General features: G+C 52.8%; 13 protein-coding genes. 7 read left to right on the forward strand and 6 right to left on the reverse strand.

Annotated features, from left to right (window positions below):
- Positions 1-63: 63 nt before the first annotated feature.
- On the reverse strand, positions 64-1,047 hold the full coding sequence (locus LCD46_00470; GenBank protein ID UOY70861.1) for a glycosyltransferase: 984 nt from the start codon (positions 1,045-1,047) through the stop codon (positions 64-66).
- A 157-nt stretch (positions 1,048-1,204) separates the two neighbouring features.
- Between LCD46_00470 and LCD46_00475 the strand changes: the two genes are divergently transcribed.
- Positions 1,205-2,308, forward strand: a complete 1,104-nt coding sequence (locus LCD46_00475) for a glycosyltransferase family 4 protein (protein ID UOY70862.1) — start codon at positions 1,205-1,207, stop codon at positions 2,306-2,308.
- Here the strand turns inward: LCD46_00475 and LCD46_00480 are convergent.
- From LCD46_00480 to rfaD, 5 genes are read right to left on the reverse strand one after another with little or no spacing between them, the layout of a single operon-like run.
- Positions 2,287-3,396 carry a glycosyltransferase family 4 protein gene (locus LCD46_00480; GenBank protein ID UOY70863.1) on the reverse strand — a complete coding sequence of 370 codons (1,110 nt, stop codon included), beginning with the start codon at positions 3,394-3,396 and terminating at the stop codon, positions 2,287-2,289. The genes LCD46_00475 and LCD46_00480 overlap by 22 nt on opposite strands.
- Complete coding sequence (gene rfaQ, locus LCD46_00485; protein UOY70864.1) at positions 3,393-4,496, reverse strand: putative lipopolysaccharide heptosyltransferase III; 1,104 nt, start codon at positions 4,494-4,496, stop codon at positions 3,393-3,395. The genes LCD46_00480 and rfaQ overlap by 4 nt, the downstream gene beginning before the upstream one ends.
- Positions 4,489-5,475 (reverse strand): lipopolysaccharide heptosyltransferase RfaC, encoded by a 987-nt coding sequence (gene rfaC / locus LCD46_00490; protein ID UOY70865.1) that lies wholly within the window; start codon positions 5,473-5,475, stop codon positions 4,489-4,491. Before rfaC ends, rfaQ begins: the two co-directional genes overlap by 8 nt.
- A 3-nt stretch (positions 5,476-5,478) precedes the next feature.
- Positions 5,479-6,525 carry an ADP-heptose--LPS heptosyltransferase RfaF gene (gene rfaF / locus LCD46_00495; protein UOY70866.1) on the reverse strand — a complete coding sequence of 349 codons (1,047 nt, stop codon included), beginning with the start codon at positions 6,523-6,525 and terminating at the stop codon, positions 5,479-5,481.
- A gap of 9 nt (positions 6,526-6,534) precedes the next feature.
- The gene (rfaD, locus tag LCD46_00500) at positions 6,535-7,467 is read right to left on the reverse strand and encodes an ADP-glyceromanno-heptose 6-epimerase (GenBank protein ID UOY70867.1); all 933 of its coding nucleotides are present in this window, start codon (positions 7,465-7,467) and stop codon (positions 6,535-6,537) included.
- A 214-nt stretch (positions 7,468-7,681) separates the two neighbouring features.
- Between rfaD and kbl the strand changes: the two genes are divergently transcribed.
- From kbl to LCD46_00530, 6 genes are all read left to right on the forward strand, one after another.
- Complete coding sequence (gene kbl, locus LCD46_00505; protein ID UOY70868.1) at positions 7,682-8,878, forward strand: glycine C-acetyltransferase; 1,197 nt, start codon at positions 7,682-7,684, stop codon at positions 8,876-8,878.
- A 9-nt stretch (positions 8,879-8,887) separates the two neighbouring features.
- Complete coding sequence (tdh, locus tag LCD46_00510; GenBank protein ID UOY70869.1) at positions 8,888-9,913, forward strand: L-threonine 3-dehydrogenase; 1,026 nt, start codon at positions 8,888-8,890, stop codon at positions 9,911-9,913.
- A 176-nt stretch (positions 9,914-10,089) separates the two neighbouring features.
- Entirely contained in the window at positions 10,090-11,670 is a 1,581-nt protein-coding gene (locus tag LCD46_00515) for a lipid A phosphoethanolamine transferase (protein ID UOY70870.1), read from the forward strand.
- A 67-nt stretch (positions 11,671-11,737) separates the two neighbouring features.
- Positions 11,738-12,994 carry an O-antigen ligase family protein gene (locus LCD46_00520; GenBank protein UOY70871.1) on the forward strand — a complete coding sequence of 419 codons (1,257 nt, stop codon included), beginning with the start codon at positions 11,738-11,740 and terminating at the stop codon, positions 12,992-12,994.
- A gap of 71 nt (positions 12,995-13,065) precedes the next feature.
- Positions 13,066-13,923, forward strand: a complete 858-nt coding sequence (locus LCD46_00525; protein UOY70872.1) for a glycosyltransferase — start codon at positions 13,066-13,068, stop codon at positions 13,921-13,923.
- Positions 13,924-13,930: 7 nt separating this feature from the next.
- Positions 13,931-14,842, forward strand: coding sequence for a capsular polysaccharide synthesis protein (locus tag LCD46_00530; GenBank protein UOY70873.1), 912 nt, complete (start codon positions 13,931-13,933; stop codon positions 14,840-14,842).
- Positions 14,843-14,880: the final 38 nt, after the last annotated feature.

Here is a 14,880-nt window from a genome sequence, read left to right on the forward strand (position 1 = left end):
ATTATCCGTTTTTTTAGTTTCGGCGGGCAAATTCTAAGCATTTAAGCCAGGTAAAGCTATCTCTTATGCCAGATACCGCTTTAAACGGAAATAACGGCGACCCAGTCGCCAGTGCTGGCGAAGCCCACGGGCGTTTTTCCAGATAAGCGTCCAGATCCCGCGATCGAACAGTTCCTGAATAATTTCACGCTTTTTGGTGGCATCACCAATGTTGTTAATCGCGTGCAGAATACCCAGACCCTCTTTCGCGATTTGCCACTGGCAGGCGGGCACGCGGCGTACAGCATCCGGGTAGCGCTGGTTGATAACGTCCAGCATCTCAAGGATTTTCATATAGTGACGCGCGTTACGCATCCGCGTGTCATCCGTGCCTGGCGTGTGTGATACCGAGGCGGAATGGATGAGATAGTCGTAGAACGTTTCGTCGGTGTACTGAACGCGTTTTGCGGTAAGCAGCACTTCGGTCGTCCACGGGATATCCTGATGACGCAGTCCATGCTCAAACGTGAACCCCTGAGCTTTAATAAAGGCGTGGCGGTAAATATTCAGCCAGGTCACATGCAGGAATTTACGTGAAGCCAGCGCGCGCTGAAGCCAGGTTGGGCCGTCCAGCACGTCGGTGGACTGCAGCTTGTCGGACGGGAAGATTTTTTTCGACGGTCTACCGTCATCATAAATATAGGTGCCGTTACAGGTGGCAACGTCGAGATCGTTTTTCTTCGCCATCTCAAGCAGGCGTGGGTACATGCCCGGGTAGATCACATCGTCGATGTCCGGAAACGCGACATATTCGCCAGTTGCCTCTGCCAGACCGGTGTTACGGGCGGCAGAGACGCCCTGATTGGCCTGTTCGATAACCTTGTAATACGGAAATTCACTGGCATATTGCGCAATGATGGCCGCAGAGTTATCACTTGACCCATCGTCCACAACGACCAGTTCCAGACTGTCCAGATGTTGAGCTTTGATGCTGTCGAAAAATGCACTCAGGAATTTTTCACCGTTATAGACGGCGACTACAAGGCTCAATAAAGGTGTGTCGGACATGCTTTCTCCGTTGTGTTCAGGGCAGGCCACCCATGTTGGTGGTACCATTCGTGCTGTATTATATCCGGTGGATACTAAAAACATATGCCTGGAGGGACAAAGATCCCCTCAGGCGGCAAATTAGCGTCATGCTGGCGAGATTCTTAACAGGAAATGTATGCATATTGTTCACACTGAAGCAGACGGCGGCAAAGGCGGACAGCCTCTGCGCATTATTAACGAATCGCTCGGGATGATTCAGCGTGGCCATCAGGTGACCCTTCTTTGCCCGGAAACTGCACCGCTGCATACGCTGGCGCGTGATGCTGGGTTGACGGTTGTCACGATGCCGTTGAAACGTAAGAACCTTAAAAACCTGCAGTTGCTGCGCCGCTGGCTGAAGGATAACCGCCAGTCTATTGATGTCATCAATAGCCATAACTCGGCGGATACCTGGCTGGTGGCACTGGCGAATCTGACGCTCTCTAATCCTGTGCCACTGGTCCGTACCCGCCATGCTTCAGGTGTACCGCGTAACAACTGGACGACGCGCTGGCTGTTCCGTAAAGCCTGTGCGCATATCGTCACGACTGGCGAAGCGCTGCGTCATCAGGTGGCGAATATTGGTGTCCCGATGTCCCAGAGTACGTCGGTGCCGAGCGGTGTGGATACGCAGCGTTTCCGCCCGGGAGATAAGCACGAAGCCCGTGCGCATTGTGGTTTGTCGCAGGAGGATTTCTGGCTGGGTGTGGTGTCGCATCTGCGTCCGAACAAAGGCCATAGCGTACTGCTGCGCGCCCTGGCGAAAATCGACAATCCGCAGATTAAGCTGGCGATCGTCGGTGAAGGTCCGCATAAAGCGACGCTGGAACAGGAAATTGTCGCGTTGGGATTACAGCAGCGTGTAGTGATGGCGGGGCATCAAAGCGATCCGGAGAGCTGGTTCCCGGCGTTTGATATTGCGCTGAGCCCTTCGCACGATATGGAAGGTGTACCCCAGGGCGTCCTGCAATCGCTGGCCTCTCGCATTGCCACCATCGCGACCGATGCCGGCGGGACGGGTGATGCGGTGATTGATGGCCAGACGGGGATTCTGGTCGCACAGCGTGATGAAAATGCGCTGCACGATGCCATCGTTAAGCTGTATGACGACGCATCCCTTCGCGAGAAGCTGGCGCAGCAGGGTTATGATTACCTGAGCACCCACTTTACTCGCGAATGTATGCTGGACGCGATGGAGAAAGTCTTCTCTGAAGCGGCTCAGCGCAGCAGATCGCGATAAAGCGCCTGTAGCTCTTTTGCCATTCTGTCCAGGGTGTAGGGTTCAGCTGTTGCGCGCGCCGTCGCTGAATAATCAACGCCCTGGTCACGGCCTTTCAGCCACTGGGCGATAGCCTGCTGGTAGCCTTCACTGTCCAGCGCATCACGCACCCAGCCGTTCTGTCCTTCAGTTATCCACTCTGCCGCGCCGCAGCCGTGGCTGGTGAGCAGCGGCAGACCGCAGGCCAGCGCTTCCACGCAGACATTCGGGAACGGATCGTAGAGCGTCGGCAGGATCAGCGCGTCCGCCGTGCCGTAAACTTCCCGCACATCCGCAACCGGCCCCAGGAACTTCACCCGCGAAGAAACCCCCAGCGTCTGTGCCAGCTTTTCGAATTTGCGCGCGTGTTTATCTCGTCCGGCAATCAGTAGCCAAACGTCAGGATGAGGCACGATGGCCCGTAGCGCGGTGGCCACGCCTTTACGGCTAAAGCCAGACCCGACATACGCCAGCACTGGCGCATCCTCCGGGATGCCGAGCGCAGTACGCTGCGATAACGAGCGGACATTCGGGCTGAAATGCGCCGTATCCACGCCATTGTAGATAACGGTCAGTCTGTCATCCGTCAGCGCGAAGCGGCGGGCGATGTCATCGCGTACCATCTTTGAGTTACAGATCACCTTGCGCAGTTGCGGATGGGTAAACATCTGCGCTTCAGCCTGCAAAATATAGCGGTGGTAACGGCTGAATGACTGCGCCCAGCGCGCCAGCGGCGACAGAATGCGGCCATACTGTTCAAGCCAGGTGGCGTGTACGCCGTCGCCTGCGCGGAAAATAGTTGCCCCGGGAATACGCTCATGACTTTGCACAATATCGAACTGAGCAAAATGCGAGGCCGCTTCCACCGCAAACCCAGATTCACGGGCGATACGGTTACGAAACGGCGGATTTACCGTCAGCGTTTTCCAGCCTGACGCATCTTCCCACTGGCGGGCAATCAACGTGACATCCAGGGTGGTATCCTGGGCCAGCACGTTTAAGGCGCGGGAAACGAAACGCTCCGCACCGCCGTTGGGGTTGTAGGTCTGTCGGACGATCGCCAGTTTCATGCCGGATATTCCAGCAGCAGGGTATCAATGGCGCTCAGCACCTGTTGCGGGGTAATGGCGGTGATGCAGTCGGAAACGCCACCGTCACCGCAACCCGCTTTGCCGCAAGGCTGGCAGGTAAATCCGGCGGTGATCACACGATAATTCACCCCCCACGGTGCCCACTTGATTGCCCCGGTTGGGCCAAAGATAGCCACGGTTGGGGTCCCCACGGCACTCGCGAGGTGCATCGGCATAGAGTCAACGCCGAAGTAGATACGCGCGTGTTTCATCAGGGCGCCGAGCTCTTTCAGGTTCAGCTGTCCGCTCAAATCAAACACCGGCTGGGTAAGCGCAGCGCGCAGCTCATCCATATACGCGGTTTCTTCTTTCGACGGCGCGGCTGAGAGGATAATCGGCAGGCCGCGAGCCGCCAGGTTATCGATGGTTGCCGCCAGCTTTTTGATATCCCAGGCTTTAAACATCCAGCGCGACGTTGGGTGCACCAGAATGTAGGATTTGCTCTCCAGGCCAAACCCGGCCAGTTTCTCAGCGACGGAGGTTTCCGCCGCATCGCCCGGTACAAACAGGGTATGTTTGTCTTCAGCAGACTGCGGGTGGATCCCAATCCGGCGCAGGGCGTCCAGGTTCACTTCCACCATATGACGGCTGTTGTCCTGAATCGCCGGGTAGAGCGTGGTGAAGGATTTCACCCAGCGACGACGTGCCAGCCCACCGCGTTTATCCGGCTTAAAGCCGACGGAGACGCGTGGCTTCAGTCGACGCGCCAGACGCGCGCCGTGCCAGTGTTCGGTCAGGTTAATCAGCACATCGTACTGACGCCCTTTCAGCGTATTGACCAGGGCGCGATACAGACGGAATTGCTCGAACCAGCCCTTTTTGCGCCAGTTGCGACCAATGGTATGTACCTGATCGATATGCGGATGGCTGGTCAACATCGCCTGCGTGTCGTCGTAGACCAGCGCGTCGACTTCAACGTTTGGCCAGTTCTTTTTCAGTACGGTAAAGACCGGTGAGGTAAGCAGCACGTCACCGTGGTGACGCAGCTTAATGATCAGCACGCGCTTCGGTGGGCGCTCCGCTGAGAAAAAATCAGACATAGGCTCTCTCTGCTGCCAGCAAAGGCTCTAATTGTGCAAATACCGCAGCGGCACTAAGGTCGCTCAGCTGCGATGAATGTTCCGGGCGGCAGATATGTTGATTTTTTCCGTAGCCGCCGATAAGACCCGGGTCCGTTGGGCCGTAAAGCGTAATATTAGGTCTATCCAGCGCGGCCGTCAGGTGGCTCAGGCCAGTATCAACCGATACCACTGCCGTAGCACCCGCCAGCTCTTGTGCCACGCCGTCGAGCTTCATGCGTGGCAAGACGTCCACATAATCAAATCCTTCCGCCAGGCGTCTGGCGCGCGCTTCTTCATGCGGTGCCCCCCACGGCAGTTTGATGCGCAAACCTGCTGTGCCCAGTAAACCAATCAGCTCACGCCAGTGGGTTTCCGGCCAGTGTTTGTCATCCCGGGTAGTGGCATGGAGGAAAATGAGATAAGGGGAACTATTTTGCCGTGAATTGTGAAGAAAATGCTGTGAAATGGCGTAATCACCCTGCACTTCAGGTTTTGTATAGCCCAGGCTTTTGGCAAACAGTTCACGGGTGCGTTCCACCGCGTGCTGCTGCTTTGCGATAGCGTGGCGACGGTTATAGAACAGGCTCGCCAGCGGTTCACGGGCGCTGTGCCAGTCCATGCCGTGCTTTACGCCGTGTGCCAGTCGTGTTACCAGCGCAGCGCTTTTGACCAGCCCTTGCGCGTCGATAATGGCATCGTACTGCTGGGCCTGCACCGCATCACGAAACGCTTTGCGTTCGGCTTTAATCGGTGCCGAGAACCACGCCTTACGCCAGCGGCGGATAGCCACCGGGATCACACGGTCGACCGCTTCATGCCAGGTGGGGATCTGCGCGAAGCCTTCTTCCACCACCCAGTCAAAACGAATGCCGGGAATGGCCTGCATGGCATCCGTCAGCGACGGCAGCGTATGCAGAACATCGCCCATCGAAGAGGTTTTAACGATCAATACCCGCATCCGTTATCCTTCTTCGCTCAACAGCAGTTCGTTAAGCTCTTCCAGCACGCGCTCTGGCGTAATGTCGATCAGGCTCTGGTGATAGCCTTCCGCCGCATCGCCTTTACGCACTTTGTGGTAGCCGGTGATCAGGCGAATGACACGCGCTTTGTGGGACAGCGGCGGGGTAAAGTCCGGGCTGCTTGGGCCATACAGCGCAACCAATGGGCGATTTAGCGCCGCGGCGACGTGCATCAGACCGGAATCATTAGTGACCACGGCTTTACAGGCGGCAATCAGAATAACCGCTTGCTCCAGCTGGGTTTCCCCGGCCAGGTTGCGGCACCAGGCCTGCTGTTCTGTGCTCAGCGTGGCAAGGATTTCGTTACCGGCGTCGTGATCTTTTGCCGAACCGAACAGGACAATCTGGTAGCCTTCGTCAATCAGCTGTTTTGCCAGCTCCGCATAGTGATAGTGCGGCCAGCGTTTTGCCGGGCCGAACTCTGCGCCAGGGCAGAAGCCGATCATCGTACGTTCGGCCGAAATGCCAAATGCGTTACAGGTCTGAGATTTTTCGCCATCGTTAACCTGCAACTGCGGCCACAGCAGCGGCTGCGGCAGATCTTTCGCGCTGCGCATCACGCCTTTGTCGTAGGCCAGCGCGACATAGCGCTCTACCATCAGCGGCCAGGCCTCTTTATCCAGCACGCGGGCGTCGTTCAGCAGACCGTAACGCATTTCACCGCGCCAGCCTGTACGATGAGGCACGCCTGCAAAGAAAGGTACCAGGGCAGATTTGAAGGAGTTGGGCAGCACGTAAGCGCGATCGTAACGCTTCTCGCGCAGGCTGTGGCCGAGCTTGCGGCGTTCGCCGATTTCCAGCGCCCCGTGGCCGAGCGGCATTGGGATCGCCTCGTTAACTTCCGGCATACGCGATAACAACGGACGGCACCATGCAGGTGCCATCACGTCGATTATCGCCTGGGGATAGCGCGCCTTGAGCGTGCGATAGAGACTTTGCGACATCATCATGTCGCCCACCCATGACGGGCCGATCACCAGTATCTTCATGCTTGTTTCTTACGCGTCGCGGTTCAGCCAGGCCATATATTCCGTTACGCCTTCCGCAACGGTCTTGAACGGCTTGTCATAACCTGCTGCGCGCAGGTTGGTCAGATCAGCCTGAGTGAACGCCTGATAGCGGCCTTTCAGTTTATCCGGGAACGGAATGTACTCAATGCTGCCTTTTTTGTGGTACGCCAGGGTCGCGTCTGCAACAGCCTGGAAGGATTCCGCACGGCCCGTACCCAGGTTAAAGATGCCAGACACGCCGTTTTCCCAGAACCACAGATTCACTGCGGCAACGTCGCCTACGTAGACGAAGTCACGCTTGAAGCCGTCGCTGCCTTCAAACAGTTTCGGACTTTCGCCGTTATTCAACTGGGTGTTCAGGTGGAAAGCCACGCTCGCCATGCTGCCTTTGTGCCCTTCGCGCGGCCCGTAGACGTTGAAGTAGCGGAAGCCCACAATCTGGGAGTTCGCTTCAGGCAGAACCTGACGCACGTATTCGTCGAACAGGAACTTAGAGTAACCGTAGACGTTCAGCGGCTGTTCATATTCGCGGGATTCGATGAAGTCTGACGTGCGACCGCCGTAGGTTGCTGCAGAAGAGGCATACAGGAACGGAATTTCACGCTCCAGGCAGTAGTGAAGGATCTCTTTAGAGTACTGATAGTTGTTGTCCATCATGTACTTGCCGTCCCACTCGGTGGTGGAAGAGCACGCACCCTCGTGGAAGATAGCTTCGATTTCGCCGAACTCTTCACCTGCCATAATCTGGATAAGGAAGTCTTCTTTATCCATATAGTCAGCGATGTTCAGATCCACCAGGTTGACGAACTTGGTGCCATCTTTCAGGTTGTCAACCACCAGGATGTCGGTGATGCCTTTGTCGTTGAGAGCCTTAACAATATTGCTGCCGATAAAGCCTGCGCCGCCGGTAACGATGATCATAACTGTACCTTTGAAGTGTGGGGGCCGGGGACAATCCCGGACGCTAATGTGCTTATCATATCATTAGTATGGCTGCCCTTCAGCCATTCACCGACATAGCGCAAGGGTACACGTGATTTATGCTGCAAAAACGAGAAGAGATAATGTGTCATCTCGTCATGAACTATAGGTTTGGGTAATATGTCCCGAAATTTGCCGAGTCTGGAGAATTGCAATGCGTGGTGATTTTTACAAACAGTTAAATAGCGACCTCGAAACTGCACGTGCAGAAGGGTTGTTCAAGGAAGAGCGTATTATCACGTCTGCTCAGCAGGCGGACATCACCGTTGCCGATGGCAGCCATGTGATCAACTTTTGTGCGAACAACTACTTAGGTCTTGCGAATCACCCTGAGCTGATTGCCGCTGCGAAAAACGGCATGGACACCCACGGTTTCGGCATGGCTTCCGTCCGCTTTATCTGCGGTACCCAGGACAGCCATAAGCAGCTTGAGAAAAAGCTGGCGAGTTTCCTCGGAATGGAAGACGCCATTCTGTACTCCTCCTGCTTCGACGCCAACGGCGGTCTGTTCGAGACCCTGCTCGGCGCAGAAGATGCGATTATCTCCGACGCACTGAACCATGCTTCCATTATTGACGGCGTTCGTCTGTGCAAAGCGAAGCGTTTCCGTTACGCCAACAACGACATGGTTGAGCTGGAAGCGCGCCTGAAAGAAGCGCGTGAAGCGGGCGCTCGCCACGTGCTGATCGCCACCGACGGCGTGTTCTCCATGGACGGCGTGATTGCCAACCTGAAAGGCGTGTGCGATCTGGCGGATAAATACGATGCGCTGGTGATGGTTGATGACTCTCACGCGGTCGGTTTTGTCGGCGAGAATGGTCGTGGTTCCCACGAATACTGTGACGTGATGGGGCGTGTGGACATCATCACCGGTACGCTCGGTAAAGCACTGGGCGGTGCGTCTGGTGGCTATACCGCTGCGCGTAAAGAGGTGGTTGAGTGGCTGCGTCAACGCTCCCGTCCGTACCTGTTCTCTAACTCCCTGGCACCAGCCATTGTTTCTGCCTCTATCAAAGTGCTGGAGATGGTGGAGTCTGGGGCGGCGCTGCGTGACCGTCTGTGGTCCAACGCCCGTCTGTTCCGTGAAAAAATGAGTGCCGCAGGCTTTACCCTGGCCGGTGCTGACCACGCCATCATCCCGGTCATGCTGGGTGATGCGGTAGTCGCACAAAACTTTGCCCGCGAACTGCAAAAAGAAGGGATTTACGTCACCGGGTTCTTCTTCCCGGTGGTGCCAAAAGGTCAGGCGCGTATCCGCACCCAGATGTCTGCGGCGCATACGCCTGAACAAATTGAACGTGCGGTGGAAGCCTTTACCCGCATCGGAAAACAGCTGGGCGTAATTGCCTGAGGACGTGTGATGAAAGCGTTATCCAAACTGAAAGCGGAAGAAGGGATTTGGATGACCGACGTGCCGGAGCCGGAAGTCGGTCATAACGATCTGCTGATCAAAATTCGTAAAACGGCTATCTGCGGTACTGACGTTCACATCTACAACTGGGACCAGTGGTCGCAGAAAACCATTCCGGTACCGATGGTGGTGGGTCACGAATATGTCGGCGAAGTGGTGGGTATCGGCCAGGAAGTAAAAGGCTTCAAAATTGGCGACCGCGTCTCCGGTGAAGGCCATATTACCTGCGGTCACTGCCGTAACTGCCGCGGTGGGCGTACGCACCTGTGTCGTAATACCATTGGCGTGGGCGTAAACCGTCCGGGCTGCTTCGCGGAATACCTGGTGATCCCGGCGTTTAACGCGTTCAAAATCCCGGATAATATCTCTGACGATCTGGCCTCCATCTTCGACCCGTTCGGCAACGCGGTGCACACGGCGCTCTCCTTCGACCTGGTCGGTGAAGATGTGCTGGTTTCCGGCGCAGGCCCAATCGGGATTATGGCGGCAGCGGTGGCGAAGCACGTTGGTGCGCGAAATGTCGTGATTACCGACGTGAATGAATACCGTCTGTCACTGGCACGCAAAATGGGCGTGACCCGCGCGGTAGATGTCTCTAAAGAGAGCCTGAGCGACGTAATGGAAGAGCTGGGCATGACCGAAGGCTTCGACGTAGGCCTGGAGATGTCCGGCGCGCCACCGGCGTTTCGCACCATGCTGGATACCATGAACCACGGTGGTCGTATTGCCATGCTGGGTATTCCACCGTCAGACATGTCTATCGACTGGAACAAGGTTATCTTCAAAGGACTGTTCATCAAAGGCATCTATGGCCGTGAGATGTTTGAGACCTGGTACAAGATGGCTGCACTGATCCAGTCTGGCCTGGATCTGTCGCCAATTATCACTCATCGTTTCTCCATTGATGAATTCCAGCAGGGCTTTGACGCAATGCGTTCAGGCCAGTCCGGGAAAGTTATCCTGAGCTGGGATTAACCTGCTCTCAGGCACCCGTTTTTACGGGTGCCCTTACACTTTTTAGCGGTTTGACTTTCCAGGGGTTACTTGTTAACTTCTGGCGAATTTTTCTCCACAGGGTCTTCTCCGCGCGTTCATTCTTGCAGTCATAATGATTACGTCAGGAAAGATTTTGCCAGGCTAATCAGGCTATTATGTCCACATTGTTTTCGCAGAAGTTGGTTAACACCCCTCCACGGCTTGCCGCTTTTTTAACGGTAGTGATTTCTCTGCTAATAGTCATTGGCGTTAATATTATCCATGCCAAATATAATGCGGTGATTAACCGTACGCTGGTTTTTACACTGATATTGCTGACACTGAAATGTTTAAACAATAAATTAATCAGAAATGTACTGGCGATTATTTTATTAATTCCGGTTGCGGCAGATATTACTTTACAGTTATACGCATGGAATAATTTCAATTCAGCGTTTAGCTATGGGTTTGCCCTGAGCGTACTCAACACGACACCAGGTGAAGCAAGTTCGATGCTCGGCTTGTACTGGCGCGATTGTCTGACCTTTATTGCCCTGTCTGCATTATTTATTTATACCGCCAATACCGGCATGTGGCCTGTCGCACCGCGTTTTCGTCGCTGGCCAGCCATCGTACTTGTCGTCACGCTGCTGTCTTTTTATGGTCAGGCGTTACAGCACCAGCTCCGGAAAAGCAGTGTTGAAAGTCTGGCGCAGCGTGTGGTTCAGGCGACGCCTGTTAGCACGGCAAAAGTTTTCATGCAGGCGATTGAAGATAATGCAGTAGTCGCCAACATCGGTAACAACATCCCTGATTATAAGATCGCGCTAACCGAAACCGGCATCGAAAATTATGTGCTGATCATTGGCGAGTCCGAGCGTACGGCAAATATGGGTATCTATGGTTATCAACGAGATACTACACCGGAGCTGGAGAAGCAAAAATCGCAGCTTTTACTGTTCCGTAATGCTGTGACGCCAGCACCGGTTACAATTATGGCCGTGCCACTGGCGTTGACCGCTGATGCCGTGAATGCGCGCGATCCGAAAAAATATGGCGATAATGTCATCAATATCGCGAATAAGGCGGGATATGATACTTACTGGTTTAGTCGTCAGGGCAAGGGTGGGGCGCATAACAACGTCATCACCGGAATTGCCATGAACACCAGACAGCATGAATGGATTGACGGCGGCTACGATGAAGACCTCCTGCCTCTGTTGCAGAATGCGCTTAAAACACCGGGCAAAAAACTGGTCGTCCTGCATTTATATGGGAGCCATGAGCCTTCCTGTCGACGTTTCCCGGCCAGTGAGGCGGTGTTACACGGTGATAATGAAGCCGATGATTGTTATGACAACTCGGTGCGCTATACGGATAAGTTGATGGGCAAGGTGTTTAGCTTGCTGGAAAACTCGCGCTCTTCGGTCATGTATTTCTCCGATCATGGCCTGATTCGCGATCCGAAGCGCGCTGTGGCTTACTCTCACGGCAACGTTAATCCTCCGCGAGAAGCTCTGCATATCCCGGCGTTTATCTGGTATGGACAACAGGTTGATTCGGATAAAAAGTATACCGGAGATTACAATACCGTTTGGTCTGCTGATGACGTTAATACGCTTGCTGAACTGTGGCTTGGGATCCACCGTCAGGGAGAGCCTGTTCAGACGGTACAGTCCTGGCTTGCGGGTTACAATAAGGATGTTACCGTGCTGGACACAACCGGGAAGTCCTATGACTGGCGTAATATTCGTTAACACTGGTGCGATAAACTTGTTTTTAGCGGTGTGCTAGCCTGCTTTACTTTTAGTAAATGGAATGATGATGATTAATGTAGAACGAGATAAGGTCCAGTTTGCATTGTTGCAATTACTCTTCGGACTGTGCGCGCTTGCTTTTGGTTGCGTCGTGGTTTCACCTAATTTATCCGCGAAAATTTTGGGGCTGGCGGGTATAACCGCATTAGTGATTTTCTTGTTGGATATTAAAAACTTCAGAAAGAATGATGCATTCTGGCTTTGTCTGGTTCTGCTGATCATCGGGGTTTGCGATCTGATCTGGTACCGGATGTATAAGGTTGATAGCGAAGCGATCAACTCGTATCGCGCTTACCTGGAAGTCGGGAAAATCTGCCTGTTTGGGGCTTTCTCCATTTTTGTGTTTGTAAACCGTAATCAGCTCAAAGTAGGCTGCAATAAGATCCATATGTTACTGGTCATCGCATTGCAATTGATGATCGTTGCCTACGCCGGGTACCAACATCTGTTTCTTGAAAACCAAAGGGTAACGCTCTCCCTTGCTGGTGGTGCGGATGCGACAGGGGCTGCTTATACCATTGCATTTATCTCGTTCTACACGATTCTGGTGCTACAACACAGTTCAAGCAGATGGAAAGAGCTGTTTATCCTTGGGCACTTTTTTATTACCTTCCTGGTACTGGTGGCGACAGAAACGCGTGCCGCCATTCTGACCTATCCGATTATTTTCTTCGGTTTGCTGGTGGTGAAGCTGTACAAGGAAAAGCATATCCCGTGGAAAGGGGTTTCTGTTTTCCTGATTGCATTGTTGGCTGGCGCATTTATGATGAAGGACAGCCTGATTCAGCGTTATCATGACTTTAATAGCGACATCGTTTCCTATGATAAAGCGAACAGTGCCACGTCTGTTGGTGCACGTTTCGCTATGTGGAAGGTGGGATTAGCGGCGTCTAAAAATAATTATTTATGGCAGTCTACTGATGAGCGAAACGTAAAGATTGTCGAAGAAGTTAATAAAGATCCAAGCCTGTCAGGCGCGCTGGATCACATCCGTGGTCATCTTCATAATGAAATTGTTGAAACACTCTCTGTAAAAGGCCCTTCTGGCGTTATTCTTTATATCCTGTTTGTAATATCGCTTGGCTGGTATGCACTGTGTAAACGTAAAAGTATTATTCTTTTCGCTTTCCTCGTTTCGATAGTTATGTTTGGAGTGGGCGGCGTAATGTTCTATTCTAAAACAACACCTGTAGCCTGGATGCTGACACTTATAATATCGATCGTTTTCCTGGAACAAAACAAACATCGAACGGTCATTAAGTAATCATTTTGATTCTCCATCGGGAAAAAGGTATTCTCCCGATGGAGAAATATCTTTTACCAGACGAGCCCGCCATGAACGAACTGATTTCAGTAATCATCACTACTTACAACAGAGAGGAGTTGCTGGAACGCGCAATTCGTTCAGTTATCGCTCAGACATATCCTGCGGTAGAACTGGTTATTGTTGATGACTGTTCTAATGAAAAAACCGCGCAACTTATTGAGCGTATGCGCGCGGAGTGTGAGGCGCGCTTCGTGCATTTCACCTACGAACGTAATGAGAAGAACAGCGGTTCCAATTTCAGCCGCAACCGGGGTTACGCACTCTCGCACGGCGTGTTTGTCACCGGTCTGGATGACGACGACTATTTCCTCCCTGAGCGTTTATCAAAGCTGGTTTCGCGCTACGATGAAAACTATGCCTTTGTCACGGATACGCCTGCCCGACTGGACAAAACTCACCGCACCTATCCAGATACCAACGATAAAAGAATAATTGGTTTACAGGATATCCTCTGTGAAAACGTGGTGGGTAATCAGGTACTAACAACAAAAGAGAAACTGTCTGGTGTGGGTGGTTTTTCCCCTGAGATTAAACAACAGCAGGATCGCGATGTCTGGATTAAATTAATCCTGAAATATGGTTCTGGTATTAAATACAGTTTTAGCACTGCCATGGTGGATGCTGAGCACGGCAGTAACCGAATTACCTCGCAAATTAAAAAATATAATGCTTATCGGAAGCTCTATTTTAAATATCGTGAGCATATGTCCGATGAAACCAAAAGCAACAACCTGTTCCAGCTGATGTCTTTCCGTGGCTTTAAATCTTCTCGCATGAACTGTTTATTACGCGGGCGTAAAAAAGATGCCAAGCTGAGAATGAAACTGCTGCGCCGGACATTAAAAGAGATGTTCAAGGGCGCATAAGGGCGGAATGATGAATCTCAATCTAACCAATAAACTCATCAAAAAAACACGGCGCTGGCACAAGAAAACCGGTTTATCTCTTTTCCAGCGTGCGGCTGAGCACTTTGAGCAGAAGAAGAAAGAGACGCTGTTTGACGTTATTGATGCGCTGAAAATTCAGCCGGAATCCGCGAGTAACACTGAACCTGCACAGTCGCGCATCATCTGGGTCTGCTGGTTTCAGGGGCTGGAAAGCGCGCCAGAGCTGGTTAAACGTTGTATCGAATCCGTGCAACGAAATACGCCAGACGCTCAGGTTGTCATCCTGACGGATGACAATATTCCTGACTACCTCTCATTACCGGATCACATTAAAGCCAAGTATCAGGCCGGGCTCATCAGCAAAGCGCAGTATTCCGATATTGTTCGCTGCTCTTTACTGTATCAGTACGGTGGGATCTGGATGGATGCCACCGTCTTTATAACGAAAGCCGTGCCTGAGTCTTTCTATGAAAATAGCTTCTCATCGCTGCGTTTTGACTCGGGTGAAAATGCGACAAGCCAGGGATTCTGGACGGCTTATTTTCTTGCCTCACAAAAGGGCAATACCCTGGTGAAACTGGTCAGGGATATCCTTTATCGCTACTGGCAACATCACGATATCCTGCTCGAATATTTCTTAATTGATTACAGCTTCTTGTATGCACGCGAACGTTATCCTCAGTTTCGCGAGCTCATGAACGCACAGCCGGTGACGGGAAATAATCGCTTTTTGATTCGCCAGTTTATCTCTGCCGCACCTGATGCTGCGGCAGTAGAGATACTGAATCGCGATCCTGTGGGTATCTATAAACTCTCCCACAAGGAACAGTATCGTACTGCGGATAACGGTAAGCCGACGCTGTACAGCCAGATCCTCGACGATACCTTCCGTCTGTAATGACAAAAAGCCACCCTTACAGGTGGCTTTTTGTTATC

The organism is Enterobacter ludwigii, from assembly GCA_023023105.1.
Classification (GTDB): domain Bacteria; phylum Pseudomonadota; class Gammaproteobacteria; order Enterobacterales; family Enterobacteriaceae; genus Enterobacter; species Enterobacter adelaidei.

Excerpts from the sequence above, each read along its gene's own strand:
- rfaC (UOY70865.1), bottom strand. The coding sequence starts at position 5,475 with ATGCGGGTATTGATCGTTAAAACCTCTTCGATGGGCGATGTTCTGCAT.
- kbl (UOY70868.1), top strand. The coding sequence starts at position 7,682 with ATGCGTGGTGATTTTTACAAACAGTTAAATAGCGACCTCGAAACTGCA.
- LCD46_00475 (UOY70862.1), top strand. The coding sequence starts at position 1,205 with ATGCATATTGTTCACACTGAAGCAGACGGCGGCAAAGGCGGACAGCCT.
- LCD46_00470 (UOY70861.1), bottom strand. The coding sequence starts at position 1,047 with ATGTCCGACACACCTTTATTGAGCCTTGTAGTCGCCGTCTATAACGGT.
- tdh (UOY70869.1), top strand. The coding sequence starts at position 8,888 with ATGAAAGCGTTATCCAAACTGAAAGCGGAAGAAGGGATTTGGATGACC.
- LCD46_00530 (UOY70873.1), top strand. The coding sequence starts at position 13,931 with ATGATGAATCTCAATCTAACCAATAAACTCATCAAAAAAACACGGCGC.
- rfaD (UOY70867.1), bottom strand. The coding sequence starts at position 7,467 with ATGATCATCGTTACCGGCGGCGCAGGCTTTATCGGCAGCAATATTGTT.
- rfaF (UOY70866.1), bottom strand. The coding sequence starts at position 6,525 with ATGAAGATACTGGTGATCGGCCCGTCATGGGTGGGCGACATGATGATG.
- LCD46_00480 (UOY70863.1), bottom strand. The coding sequence starts at position 3,396 with ATGAAACTGGCGATCGTCCGACAGACCTACAACCCCAACGGCGGTGCG.
- LCD46_00520 (UOY70871.1), top strand. The coding sequence starts at position 11,738 with ATGATTAATGTAGAACGAGATAAGGTCCAGTTTGCATTGTTGCAATTA.
- rfaQ (UOY70864.1), bottom strand. The coding sequence starts at position 4,496 with ATGTCTGATTTTTTCTCAGCGGAGCGCCCACCGAAGCGCGTGCTGATC.
- LCD46_00525 (UOY70872.1), top strand. The coding sequence starts at position 13,066 with ATGAACGAACTGATTTCAGTAATCATCACTACTTACAACAGAGAGGAG.
- LCD46_00515 (UOY70870.1), top strand. The coding sequence starts at position 10,090 with ATGTCCACATTGTTTTCGCAGAAGTTGGTTAACACCCCTCCACGGCTT.